This window comes from Peribacillus sp. FW305-BF15 (genome assembly GCF_058783805.1).
Map to the genome: position 1 here is coordinate 25356 of NZ_JBYSYV010000011.1, position 13746 is coordinate 39101.

Below are 13746 nucleotides of genomic sequence, written 5' to 3' on the forward strand. Positions count from 1 at the left end.
CATGAAGGAATATCTAGTCTTAAACTTGGTTCTAATGAGCCAGCATACGGTTTTTTCTTATATTACATTTCAGGTGATTCCGGAAATACGCTCCCTTTCCGCCGACTGTCTGCCAAGCCTCCTCGACGCAAGCGTCTGTGGGGTCTCGACTAGCCAGTATTTCGGCAGGAGTGTCGCAAATTTCCTCCATCCATTAAGGATTACTGTAAAAAACCATGAAGGAGCATCTAGTCTTAAACTTGGTTCTAATGAGCCAGCATACGGTTTTTTCTTATATTACATTTCAGGTGATTCCGGAAACGCTCCCTTTCCGCCGAATGTCTGCCAAGCCTCCTCGACGCGATTTTCCTTAAACAACTACAATTAGCCTACCGTCCCCTCAAACAAAAAGCGAAGTATTATCTATCATTTTCCCTGCTTCTTTTTCCTTCAAAATATATCGATGCCGCAAGAGCAATGATTGCAATTGATACAATGCCAGATAACCAAAATAAGTCCATTTCCGTGAAATACCCTACCATATTAACTATGGAAAGGCCGAATATCAAAATTAGTGATAAAACATCCTTTTTTGTTTTGTTTCCGTTTTTCAAAGAACAATCCCAGAATTTTTTCAACCATTCTAAAACACCTCCTTTATTTTCCACAATTAATCCCGCATCTAAACCGTCACTTTTTATCGTGAGCTCAAACTGCACGACGCAAAGCAGTTTTTTCCGTATCCTCATTTCCTTTTCATTTCAAATTTCATGAGTATGAGAGCCCTTAGATGTTCAAAATAAATAAGGGCGGATCACTGATCATCAAGGTAAATAATAAAAAACAAAAAATATATTGAAATATCAATTTAATTTAGTTATAATACTGTACGGTCTTAGTATTACTGTTTATATAATTTTTAGAAAATTTAATAATTTTCTAAAATAGCAAATTTTGGTTTACTCGGAGGGTTTATTTTGTCTAATAAGGTTCCATCTTCATTTATAGTAGTGATTGGGTTCATGTTATTTGCCCTTTTCTTCGGTGCAGGGAATTTAATTTTCCCGCCAATGCTTGGTCAATCGGCAGGTACGAATATCTGGTCGGCTAATGCAGGGTTTTTGGTCACAGGAGTAGGATTACCGTTACTTGGTGTGCTGGCACTCGGTTTTTCTGGTAAAGATGACTTACAATCATTAGCAAGCCGTGTCCATCCAGTCTTTGGTATTATATTCACAACCATTCTTTATTTAGCCATTGGTCCATTATTCGCCATGCCTAGAACAGGAAACGTTTCTTTTGAGATCGGTGTAAAACCTTTTTTGCCTGAAGATCCAGGTCCATTGCCTTTACTTATTTTCACCATCATCTTTTTTACAGTTTCATGCCTTCTTTCGCTCAATCCCGCGAAAATTGTCGAAATTGTGGGGAAAGTTTTGACACCCATCAAGTTGACGTTCATTGGAATCCTGGTGGTAGTAGCTTTCGTTAATCCAATTGGAGATTTTGAAGCACCTGCCGAGCACTATATGGTTCAACCATTTTTCAACGGGTTCAGAGAAGGATATTTAACCATGGATACTCTTGCATCTTTTGTTTTTGGCATCATCATCATTAATGCCATCAAAGAAAAAGGTGCCAAAACAAAAAAACAAATCATGATCGTTTGTGGAAAAGCGACTGCCATTGCGGCGGTTATCCTTGCTACCATTTATACAGCTCTCTCTTATATGGGTGCTTCAAGCGTTGGGGAACTTGGACGCTTGGATAATGGAGGCATTATCTTGGCGAAAGTCTCGGATTACTACTTTGGATCATATGGCGGGCTATTATTGGGATTAATGATCACAGTAGCTTGTATTACGACGAGCGTAGGACTCATTACCTCTTGCTCGACGTACTTCCATAAACTATTTCCAAGTCTGCCTTACAAAACGATTGCCATAAGTTTATCCATTTTCAGTGCAATCATTGCCAATATTGGACTAACTGAGTTAATTGCCATTTCAGTACCGGTTATGACAGCCATTTATCCATTAGCCATTGTTTTGATCTTCCTAACATTTCTTCATTCCTTATTTAAGGGAAGACCTGAAGTTTATCAAGGCAGCTTACTTTTAACATTCATCGTCAGTCTATTTGATGGATTAAATGGAGCAGGTGTACACATTACTTTCATCAATGATTTCTTCACTGCAATACTTCCTATGTATGAAGCTGGGCTTGGGTGGATCGTCCCTGCCATTGTTGGAGGATTCATCGGGTATGCAAGCAGCGTCTTAAAGTCGAAATTCGGTCATGATCACCAAATAGATTAAATGATATAAAGTCAGTCCAGGCATATAAACTGTAGACGAACTCGAGATAAGCGAGTTGAACTGCCCCGTAAATGTTAGACACCAAACTAACATTTACGGGGTGTTTTTTATGGCTAATTTTTCTGCCATAAAGGCAGCTCCAGACTGAAAGAAAAGCAAGTTTGTCTTCGGGTTCTTTATTTATTAAACATTCCTGTGGATAACGGTAAAAAACACTAAGGATGGTTCGGGGTGAGACCATGTTGATAGAAGGGATAAAAACATCACATTTCTTTAATTTCACATTTATTCCGTAATTTCTTCAGCAATTGGAAAATCTGACCTCGATGATGTGATTCATGTTCAATCAAATGGTAAACGACCCATTCAGGTGTGACGTCATATTGATCAAGTACCCTCGGTTTACGCCAATCCGTCAGGTCCATCGTGCGGAAGTTTGAAAGAAATACCTCACGCACCTTATTGAGTCGGTAGAAATGTTCGTCCAATGTTTGTCCTTCAATATGATTTAGGGAGCCATCTTCAGCACGGCACCCTACTGGAAACAACGCGGATATTTCCGAATCCCATTCCGTAACAAGGACCTCTTCGTATAACCAATCTGCCTCTATCAGCGCGATGTGATATAACATCGAGCCAATCGTTTGCCTTTCATCGATTTTCAAATCGAGTATATTTTGGCTGATTCCAATCAATTCCGATATAAGTGTACGGCGAACATCCTCTAAACACCATAGCCACCGCCCAATTTCCTCTTCATATCCCGGTAATGCAGATACCAGTAATGCTCGTCTCTCCACTAAGATCAATCCTCCTCTTCATCACATACATTCTATTTAAACGTGTTGTCTCCTCCTTTTTAATAGAAAATTACCCTTTAGAGCAGGACAAAAAGAGCAATCTTTAAGATTACTCTTTCGCTTGTTCATGTTTTTTTTTTTCGTTTTATGTTATTCGCTATCGCAGATCGAAATTAGCTCCCCAAAAAAAGATTGGCTCTCATCTCCTCTGATATACGCCTGCCCTGTAAATAATCCTGTTCCCGTTCTTGTTCAACCATCATGCGTTGCTCCAGTTTTTGAGCATATTGTGCATAGCCGATTCCATGAGCCTGAAACATCGCTTTTTCCATTGCCGACGTGTACGTTAGTTCGAGAAAATTAATGAAGAATCAATCCTTCCCATAGTGAATTTCGTACTCATCTTATCATTGAAAGGGATAACTCACAAAGTTGCTACGGCTCCATATTCACTGATAATTCAGATTTTTTAACGACTGTTTCCATCTCCGTGTCCAAAAACGCCAAATCCCTCGGTCTTCCTCTAATTTCCTTTTTTCATTCACAAAAATAGCCTCATTTATTTTTAAGACAAATTAAAAATCCCATTAACAAACCTCTTGTTAATGGGATTGGATGTTTATTTATATGAACCGAAAATTTCCTTTGCCAATTTTCGCCCAGTAGGAGTCGCAGCCAGGCCGCCTTCTGCCGTTTCACGAAGTGCAACCGGCATGGTCAATCCTATTTTATACATGGCATCGATCACTTCGTCACATGGAATGCGGCTCGTAATGCCCGCAAGTGCCATATCAGCTGCCGTTATTGCGTTGGATGCACCCATTGCGTTACGTTTCACGCAAGGAACTTCAACCAATCCAGCCACTGGGTCGCAAACCAATCCAAGCATATTCTTCAAAGTGATCGCCATCGCTTCTGCCGCTTGGCTTGGTGTACCGCCGGCCAGTTCCACTATCGCAGCTGCGGCCATTCCGCTTGCCGAGCCCACTTCTGCTTGGCAGCCACCAGCCGCTCCAGAAATGGAAGCATTGTTTGCAACCACGAATCCGAAGGCAGCGGAAGTGAAAAGAAATTCAATCATCTCTGCCCGGGTCGGGTTTAATTTTTCTTTCACGGCAAATAATGTACCGGGCACAACTCCCGCAGAACCTGCAGTCGGAGTGGCACAGATCATTCCCATTGCTGCATTCACTTCGTTCGTCGCAACAGCTTTACTGACGGCATCCAATAATAAATTACCTGCCAGTGCCTTGCCCGACTTGATATAATTTTGCAAAAGAACGGCATCTCCGCCCGTTAGGCCTGTCACGGATTGCACACCTTTCAGGCCTCTTTCCACCGCTTGTTCCATCACTGTCAAATTCCTGTCCATCTTTTCGATGATCTGTTCTCTCGACAGGCCTGAGAACTCCATTTCTTGTAAAATCATGATTTCCGCGATTTTCACATTTTTACTTTCAGCAAGTTCAACCAACTCTGCTACATTTCGGAACATGTTTTTACCTCCATATCTATGCCAGCACTTTTAATGATGATCATTCAACCATCCTTATGACTTGCGACACGTTTTCCAATCCTTCAATTTCCATCATGACATCGCTCTGGATTTTCTGATCGACTTCAATCACCATGAGGGCCATTTGGCCTTTTTCTTTTCGTGAGACTTCCATATGACCAATGTTAATTTCATGATTCGCCAATACGGTCGAAACGGAAGATATGATTCCAAACACATCGTTATGCACGACTAAAATGGCTGGGTTTTCCCCTGACAATTTGAGCTTGAATGTATTCAGCTCCGTTATTTCTATCGTTCCGCCGCCAATCGAGATCCCGACAAGTTCCAATTCCTTATCCTCGTCGAACAATCTGATTTTGACTGTATTAGGATGATCCATCACAGTATCCTCGATTGTAAAGGAAACGTCCATACCGGCTTCTTCCGCTATCGTTAAAGAGGCAGGGATTCGTTCATCATCCGTATCGAAATCCAAGATCCCGCCGACGACAGCAACATCCGTACCGTGTCCCCTGTATGTTTTTGCAAAAGAACCATATAAAGAAATAATCGCTTTCTTCGGTTGCTTTCCGAATAATGTCCTTGCTACTCTGCCAATTCTGGCAGCTCCTGCTGTATGTGAACTTGAAGGTCCAATCATGACGGGACCGATTATATCGAATGCAGATCTGTATTTCATCGTGTAATGCCCCATTTCTGGCAATAAATTTTTTAACCGTCTTTTAAAGTGAATGAAGATCAAAAAGCGGCATTATTACTATATTAAAATATTTTTATCATTCTTGCAATGAAAACCCTTTCATTGCATATCCCATATTAACATATATTACATAACATACCTACCAATATTTTTTTATTATTTAACTTAGAAATAATATTTGATTTTTCAGTATTTTAAGATAATTAACCTTTATCCATTAAATTTGAAGAAAACAAAAAAAAGCAGCCTGGCGGCCACTTTTAATAAGGATGTTCCTAACCAACTGACCCAAATCAATTCCTTCAACCGATCAGTACGGTTTGCATCTAATTTTATAACTAAGCTGATCGTAGATGTTCGAGACTCCTGCGGGAAAACGTGTCCAGGGGGAGACCCCGCAGGCGCAAGGCGCCGAGGAGGCTTCCCGGACCGCCCGCGGAAAGCGAGTGCCTGGAGTGGAAATCACGTTCAAATTGTACAAGCCATAAAAATAGACAAACTCGATTTCATCGAGTTTGTCTACAGTCTGAAAGCAGCCATCAGGCTGCTTTTCCCTTCGATCTCCGATTTAACTCGCCTTTTTTTCATCTCTGGATCCAGCGGCACCCCAAATTTCGGATGCCCATTCAGGATGGTCGATGAATGGATTGCGGTTATTTTGCCAGTCCTGAATGACATCATTGCGATGGCTCTCGAAATCGTCGACTGGATCGAGCTCATTCCATTTCAAGAGTGTCGATAGCTTTCCATGAAGCGGCTTCGGATACGTATTGACCGTATCTGATAATTCAAGATCCAACTCGCCGTTTCCTTCATATCGGACGGCCATGTAAAATAGCATCCGTGCTATATCGCCTTTAACATGGTCTGGCGGCTCCCATGAATCTGAATCAAACTTACATTCACATCCACTATATGTTTGACCCCCCTCGTCGAAATCAAGGTGGCCCCGTTTTCCATTGACTGTCACATCAGCGGGACGGAGGTGATGAAGGTCTGTCCCGGGACCTTTGCTTGTCCCAAAATCACCGTGGGACTTTGCCCAAACATGTTCGCGGTTCCATTGTCCGGCATTGCCCCCATTCGCGTTCTCCGAGATCGATTTTCCAGAGTAAAGCAAGATGACATTCTGTTTGTTCACCGGATCTTCATCCGTTTCTTTAAGGGCATTCCACACTTGATCATAAGATAACATCGTATGGCCCTTAATTATCGAGTGCAGAACCGCTTTCAATTCCGTTCCCGTTTTTCCTGCCGCCGTTTCGTAATAAGCTTCAAGCGGCTTATCATTCGATACGGTCAACGTGAAACGGGCAACCGTTTCCGATAGCTGGTCCTCGGCCTTGACTGCGACAAGGTATGTTCCAGCTTCATCTGCAGGAAGCATTAATGTCTGGCCGGTGACTGTACCGATAGTGGATGAAAAGGTCAGCTTATCCCCATCAGGATCTGAGAAGTGCTCACTTAAATCGATGGTGACCTTTGAACCGGCTTTCACTTCGAGATTTTCCAGTGTTTTCGTTAAGACGGGCGCATGATTTTCTTTAGGGGCGAAAGGGGAAGCAATTGCTTCCCCTTTCGAATCGACAAATTTGATATTCGATGTGTCGACACCTTCTGTTACCGACCATTTCTGAACATTTTCAGCGCCTCTGATTTCTTTTACATGGGCATTATCAATGATGACTTCCTTCACCGCCATGCCGCCAAAATCAATGATTGCACCATCCTTATCCGGTTTAATCGTCACAGCAGCATTCTTCAGCCCAAGGCCTTTGAGTACAGCATATGAACCTTTTAACCAGATACCTTCTTCGATGCTGGATGTTTCGTCAATATCGATCAAAGCACTAGGTGAAGCAATCGTAAGTTTTTTTGTTATAATCTTTGTCAGATTATATGTTTTTTCTGGAGCGGGAGTTTCAACTCGGCCTGATTCAGATAAAATGGTTGAAATCAGTACAGGGTCATGATCACTAGCCCTTCCGTGAACTTCCATGAAGGATGAATTAATATGGACAATATCAACTTTTGTGGCCGCGGCCATATTATTCGATACCAGGATATGGTCCAGTACTTGTGAGTTGCCTTGATATGTGTAAGAATAACGTTTTTCAAAAGGGACTTTCTCGATCATATTGGTTAAATCCTTGCCCTTCAATGTTTTAAGCGGAGCCGAAAATTCAAAATCATTAAAGTCTCCAAGCAAGACGATATTCGCTTCGGCATCCTGTGACTTGATATCACTGACAAACCGATTGACGATCGAGGCAATTTGAAGCCTTTGCGTTTCACTTGAAAGGACAGGTGGCTGGTTTTTGCCGAACAACGGCTGGTCACCGCCCTTGGAATTGAAATGATTGGCCACCACCACTACGCTTTCGCCTTTAAATTCGAATTGAGCCGCTAAAGGCTTTCTGCTTGATTTGAAGGCGGGATCGGCAGGCTCGATTCGTCCAGGGTTCAAGGTGAGTTTCCCATCTTTGAAAGCCACGGACTGTGTTGCCGTCCCTTTCGTTCCTTCAGTCAATTTGACACGGTCGACATTATATAAAAAGCCTACACGGATATTCCCGCCAGGTGCACCGCCATCAAGTTTATCTTCCGGAGCGATATCGATGTATTGATATTGCGGTCCGCCCAGCTCTTTTATTTTGTCGGTTAACTTCTTGGCACTTTGGGCAGAATCCGTTGTCCCGCTGTCTGTTGCCCCATCATTATCCTGCATTTCCGTTACCCCGATGATATCGGGTTGTTTAAGATTGGCAATGATGGATGTTGCGATCGTTTCAACTTTCGAATTAGCGGTTTGAGTGGAGAAATTCTCTATATTATAGGAAGCGATCGATAGCTCATCAGCATCCTTCTCTAAAGATGTCACTTCCCTGACCGCACCGCCATCCTTTAACTCAGGCAGCTGGGCTTTATCCGTCACTACCCTATAGTTGCTATATCCATAGCTGATTACACCGGTAACCGGGCTTTCAAAGAAATCACCCGTTTTGGCTGGAAATGATTCATCATTTATATCCAGGGTAATTCTTTCAGGGTTGAAATCCATTTCCGTTATTTTGACGCCTCCAACTGCAGTCGTCGTTTCCATATTCCCTGGGATCACGACCAATTCACCATAGTCTTGGGGAGCAACCACTTTCGGGTTATATACTTCTACAAGCATTCCTTCCAGACTCTCGTAGAAATCAATACCGTCTTCACCCGGATTAAAATCTGTCAATCTATCATCATCAATGTTCTCAGACGGCGGAATGACATCCTTTCCGATGACGATCGGTTCTGGCATCGATGCAGTACCAAGCTTTTCAATCGTCGTATTGGTCAATTCAGTTGTTGGCAGATCCGTCGTTTTCATTTCAGCGTATCCTTCGATATACCATTCGGCGACTTTACCTGCCACTTTGACATGATCGCCCGCTTTTAGGCCATGCGCTTTGTTATACACAAGTATTCCCTCGGAAGTCGTTAAGTCCTTATCCGGGTTGGGATCTTGCATGTAAAAGTTATTCGCATCTTTTACATAAGTGACGACACCTTCCACACCTGAGACGAGTTGAGTTTCATAAGATGAAAAATGATTCATCCCCTGAATGTCACGAATCTTCACTTCAGTGGTTTTGTTAACGGTATAGGCAAATGTGAAAACTTCCGATGTCTTGTCGTTGACAGCGATTGCCTTGATGACCGTATCTTTCGTTAAAATGATAGGTTCTGTGTACACAGCACTTGTAGACGTTGGTGCGGATCCATCCAGCGTATAATGGATTTTCGCTTCTTCCCAACCAGATTCAAGTGATACCTTTGTATTTTCACTAACCGTACCAGGGAAAATATCCGTGTAAACGGCCGGTTTGTTCACCAGTTCATAATCTTCAATACCACGCGGCTTCAACTGGTACGTGTCATTGAACCTCGATCCGATTCCGGTTACGGAAATGACATCCCCTGCTTTAAAGCTTTTCACGAAATCTTCATAGCTCGAACCGGTCCGGTTATCATGGCGAACGATGACGGATTTCCCTTCAATATCTTCCGCTTTGAATTCGAATGTTCCGTATGTGCCCGATGGGGCCAATTCTGTAATGGTCGCCTTATCGATGGTGACCAGCTCACCTTGTGTATCCTCATTGACCCCTGAGGCATCAATCTTTTGGATTTCAGGAAGTTCATTATCAGAAGATACGACTTCAAGGGAAGTTGGTTGGATTTGTAATTCCTTATTATAAGCGGATACTTGTCCGATTAATCTAACCTTATCCCCTTGCTTTACTTCCGCAGGCCACGAAGAACCATAAACATATAGCCCTGCCGTTTCATCTTGGATATAAAAACCTTTTCCTCCCCAATAACCAAGTCCCGTCGTGACCACCCCATCGACCTGCACGACATCTTCCGTATTCGTGCGCGCCTCGGCAATGGAATCCAGAACCTTCACATCAGGCTGTTCAGGTGTTGTTCCCCCATCAGTGATGATCGTGAAATCCGTTGCGGATTTCAGGCCGGGTACTGAAAAGTACTTTTCCAGCTTCCCCGTAATCGTCACCTGCGCTTTAAGTAATTCCGGATGTTCGACCAAATTCAAAGCCGCTCGGATACTTCCGGCTGGAAGCTGAACAGGCATGATTTTCTTAACATCCGTTTCATCCGGACTATCGGCAATGCCTATGTTCGTACTTTCAGTAAAAGGCGATGTTTGTTGATAGCTTGTACCGCTTTTAGCTGTACCGACGATATATCCCTTCACCGTCGCCGTTCCGCTGTTATTATTAATCGCTTCCACGACCGATATTGTCCCTTCGGCATTTGCGGCGGCTGCATTGGGCAGAACCATTGACAGTACGATCAGTATGGCAAAGAAAAGCTTGCTTATCCCGTTCTTCTTCAAGATCTCAACCCCTCTAACTTTTTTCCATAGGCTCAGCAATCATTTGAAAACCGCTTAAAGAATGGTTTCGCCATTCACCGTGACACCGCTCAGGCTTACGTTCTTACCGTTAAGTCCCGATAAATCCAAATCACCCTCTACTGTAACCTCTGAAAAAGTAAAATCATCCGCAGGAGTTCCTGTTAATGTAAGATTCCCTTTAACCACTGCATGTTCCAATGAAGCAATATCCGTGATATCCACAACTACATTGCCTTCATGTGTTTTTGGCGCATCAGCCGTTCCGCCAAAGTCTTTAGCCAATACCACGGTCGGGTCTGTATGGCTTCCCGCCACATCCTTGATGCGTCCTTCGATGCTTGGATCGACAGTTTTCAGCCCGCTTACATAATCACGTAAATTCTCCCAATCAGCGAGTCCGATATCCGTCACTCTTCCTTCTTCATAAGCCTTCTTGAAAACGGTGAATCCATCTCCGCCCTTGGCTGTAAAAGCATTGGTCGCCACGGTATATTCCTTCGCTGGATCCAATTCGGAATATGTTCCATCTTGTCCAAGGACTTCTGCCTTTGTCACACGATTGCCTGCTTCCTTCGAGCTGTCGTAGGTGAATTTCATTCCGGAAACATGCAGGAATCCGCCATTTTCCTTAGGGGCGAGGCTTACACTATGCTCTAATGCTTCATTGATTTCTGCACCCGTAAGCTTCATCGTCGCTAACGTATTCCCAAACGGCAAAACGGTGAGGATTTCCCCTAAAGTGATTTCACCTTGATCGATGCCAGCGCGGATTCCCCCGCCATTTTGGAATGCGATTGCCGTATCCTTATTGAATTCCTTCGCTTTACTAAGCATTCCATCCGTAATTAAATTACCCAGTTCCGTTTCATTTTTGCGGACGCTCGGCTTGGTTGCATCCCCTGCATCACGCGGTGTTTCCAAGGCCTTCACAGCAGTTGCACCTGTCTTCGTTTCCTTCAGTTCCTTAATCTTCGAGGAATAGGTTTCGAGCACTTTTGCCGCTTCGGCATCATCCTGTTTTTCAGAAAGCTTAATCAGCTGACCGGCTTGTCCGACAATCTTGCCTTGCTTATCGAATTCCACATCGATCGTTCCTAAATAGTCGCTATATTGATACCCTTGGACGATGACAGTCGGCTCTTTCGTTTTGCCTTTATCATCTTTGTCGACAACAACAGGGGCGTCCAACTGCGTATGGCTATGTCCGCCCACGATCACATCGATGCCCTTGACCTTGGCAGCTAATGTCAAATCATTGTCATAGGCTGCATTGTCATCGTAACCGATATGGGATACGGCAACGATCTTATTGACCCCCATGCCTTTGAACGCCTTGACCGCCTTTTCGGCTTCTTCAAGATAATTTTCGAATTCTATACTTCCTGGGCTTGAAATATCTTTCGTCTCTTCAGTTGTAAGCCCAAAGAACCCTACCTTTTGGCCATCCACTTGTTTTATGATGCCATTGTATATCTTCCCTTGCTCCGGCTTACTTGAAATCAGGTCCGAGAATAGTCCCTTGAACTTATCATCTTTGGAGAAGTCCACATTGGAACTGACAAACGGGAACTTTGCCTCTTTGATGAAGTCAGCCAAAGCTTGATGACCTTCTGCGCTGGAACCCAAATCAAACTCATGATTCCCGAATGTCATGACGTCATATTTCATTAAATTCATGAAGCGAAGATCCGCTTGCCCTTTGAATTCATTAAAATAGAGAGTTCCCGAGAATACATCACCTGCATCAACTAAAAGAGCTTGCGGCTTATTCTTACGCACTTCCTTAACAGCCGTCACCCTTTTGGCCACATTATCCAAGTGGGCATGCGTGTCATTCGTATGCATCAAGGAAAGCGTGATCGCTTTCGCAGGATTTTTCAAAGCTTCTTCAGCGGCAGCGACTTTCTTATCCGCCAATGCCATTTTCGAAAGGAATTCCTTTCGATCCGACTCCTTGATTCCATTTAAATGAATCGCTGCTTTCGCTTTTTTAGCCGCGTTTATCTGTTCTTTCGTTTTAAGTTCCCCATTGGCAAGAGCTACATAGGCATTGACCCGCTTTGCCACTTCTTTTTTCTTTTCTGCATATATCGCATCATCATACTTACCTTTCACTTCTTTAACATAGGCGTGTATGCCTTTTCCGAGCTTGGATGTTTTGCTGACCTTCTTCAATTGCGCAGAAACGGTTTGCATGCGCTTATCCGCGGTCTTCAAATCACCTTTCTTCACCCAGTAAGCAGCTTTTTCATAGTAGTATGGAACTTTCAGGTCACCGTTCAAAGCTGTTTTGGTCGCTTTAGTGAATTTATCGTATAGGAGCTTTTCGATTTTCGCACCGTAAACCGTATCTTTAATATCCTTATCTGCCTTTTTCACGGCTTTATCCAATGCTTCGTATTGATTCCTGATATCAATGGATTTCTTGGCAAGTATTGAATTCGTAAGGGTGCCAATCGATTTGCCATGTGCAGCTTTTGCTTTCTCAGCCGCTTTATAGCCTTTTACATAACCTTCCGAACGAGTGATGTACTTATCATAAGCTTCGATTTCTTTGTATTTGGCATCTTTTTCTTTTTTGCTTAACATTGATTTTTTAATGGTAGAGTTGATGTCTTTTTTTGCTTGTTTTGCAGACTTTATTTGTTTTTCAACCGTGGACACTGAAGCGAGTTTAGAAGTGTAGAAATAGGTATCGAATGGTTTCTTGATGGCGGCCTTGGCCGTTTTGATTTTACTATTCAGGCTAGTGGCAGCATCCGATGGTGCCGGTGCTACTGCTACGATCGTTGTCGCAGCCATTATGGTAGCTGAAGCAATTTTTACGATTTTCTTTTTCCCCATTATCGTAATCCCCCCATTAGTTCTATACTGGCATAACATTCTGATAACTTATACATATAAATGACACACTTTTCCAAAAAAATGAATTCCGACAAATTTACTTACCCATACACAAATCCACCCTACTTTTTTCCTCTAAAGATCCGTGTATCTCCTATATTACAACAAAATAATCCAATTTTAAAACAAATTTACAATACCACACCAAATATTAACAGAATATTTTCATTATAGTCACCCTAAAATACCTAGTAACAGATAGATGATATATCAAAAAAACGTTTTACTAGTAAAATAGCATCAGTTTCAGTCGGTATCACCCTTGGTCTTTATACCTAAATTAACCAAAAATAAAAAAGAGAGAGATTTAGCTCTCTCTCAGACTGTACATAAATTCGAAGAAAAGCGAGTTTGCCTGCGTTTTTTAATAAACTTTTCAGTCGATTAGCGTTTGCCTATAGTTTTTTCATGAAAGTTACAGCTGATTTCAGCAATCCGCTCCCTTTCCGCCGACTGGCTGCCAAGCCTCTTCACCGCTAGCGGCTGTGGGGTCTCGGCTAGCCAGTTATTCGGCAGGAGTGTCGCAAATTTCTTCCATCCAATGAGGGGTACTGAAAAAATATATTAAGGATACTAGTTTACTTATAAAATCCTGGTTCGGGATG

General features: G+C 42.8%; 9 protein-coding genes. 2 read left to right on the forward strand and 7 right to left on the reverse strand.

Translation table 11 applies throughout. The annotated features are described in order from the left end of the window. A partial coding sequence (locus AC3WLU_RS13380) for a hypothetical protein (protein ID WP_492597378.1) occupies window positions 1-367 on the forward strand: 367 nt, incomplete at its 5' end. 31 nt (window positions 368-398) lie between these two features. Here AC3WLU_RS13380 and AC3WLU_RS13385 read toward each other — a convergent pair. After that, the gene (locus AC3WLU_RS13385; RefSeq protein WP_492597379.1) at window positions 399-647 is read right to left on the reverse strand and encodes a hypothetical protein; all 249 of its coding nucleotides are present in this window, start codon (window positions 645-647) and stop codon (window positions 399-401) included. Window positions 648-956: 309 nt separating this feature from the next. Between AC3WLU_RS13385 and brnQ the strand changes: the two genes are divergently transcribed. Beyond that, a complete protein-coding gene (gene brnQ / locus AC3WLU_RS13390; protein WP_063574932.1) occupies window positions 957-2297 on the forward strand; it encodes a branched-chain amino acid transport system II carrier protein in 1341 nt (446 codons plus the stop codon). Between the two features lie 263 nt (window positions 2298-2560). Here the strand turns inward: brnQ and AC3WLU_RS13395 are convergent, their stop codons facing one another. The 6 genes from AC3WLU_RS13395 to AC3WLU_RS13420 form a co-directional block, all read right to left on the reverse strand. Next, entirely contained in the window at window positions 2561-3097 is a 537-nt protein-coding gene (locus AC3WLU_RS13395; RefSeq protein WP_492597380.1) for a DinB family protein, read from the reverse strand. A gap of 173 nt (window positions 3098-3270) precedes the next feature. Next, window positions 3271-3417 (reverse strand): YuzK family famiily protein, encoded by a 147-nt coding sequence (locus tag AC3WLU_RS13400; protein ID WP_162489976.1) that lies wholly within the window; start codon window positions 3415-3417, stop codon window positions 3271-3273. Window positions 3418-3716: 299 nt separating this feature from the next. Then, a complete protein-coding gene (sdaAA, locus tag AC3WLU_RS13405; RefSeq protein WP_053536547.1) occupies window positions 3717-4592 on the reverse strand; it encodes an L-serine ammonia-lyase, iron-sulfur-dependent, subunit alpha in 876 nt (291 codons plus the stop codon). 40 nt (window positions 4593-4632) lie between these two features. Beyond that, a complete protein-coding gene (gene sdaAB, locus AC3WLU_RS13410; RefSeq protein ID WP_034310833.1) occupies window positions 4633-5295 on the reverse strand; it encodes an L-serine ammonia-lyase, iron-sulfur-dependent subunit beta in 663 nt (220 codons plus the stop codon). Window positions 5296-5884: 589 nt separating this feature from the next. Further along, the gene (locus tag AC3WLU_RS13415; protein ID WP_492597381.1) at window positions 5885-10216 is read right to left on the reverse strand and encodes an endonuclease; all 4332 of its coding nucleotides are present in this window, start codon (window positions 10214-10216) and stop codon (window positions 5885-5887) included. Window positions 10217-10270: 54 nt separating this feature from the next. After that, on the reverse strand, window positions 10271-13081 hold the full coding sequence (locus AC3WLU_RS13420; RefSeq protein WP_492597382.1) for a bifunctional metallophosphatase/5'-nucleotidase: 2811 nt from the start codon (window positions 13079-13081) through the stop codon (window positions 10271-10273). Window positions 13082-13746: the final 665 nt, after the last annotated feature.

Excerpts from the sequence above, each read along its gene's own strand:
- AC3WLU_RS13400 (WP_162489976.1), bottom strand. The coding sequence starts at position 3,417 with ATGTTTCAGGCTCATGGAATCGGCTATGCACAATATGCTCAAAAACTG.
- sdaAA (WP_053536547.1), bottom strand. The coding sequence starts at position 4,592 with ATGTTCCGAAATGTAGCAGAGTTGGTTGAACTTGCTGAAAGTAAAAAT.
- sdaAB (WP_034310833.1), bottom strand. The coding sequence starts at position 5,295 with ATGAAATACAGATCTGCATTCGATATAATCGGTCCCGTCATGATTGGA.
- AC3WLU_RS13420 (WP_492597382.1), bottom strand. The coding sequence starts at position 13,081 with ATGGGGAAAAAGAAAATCGTAAAAATTGCTTCAGCTACCATAATGGCT.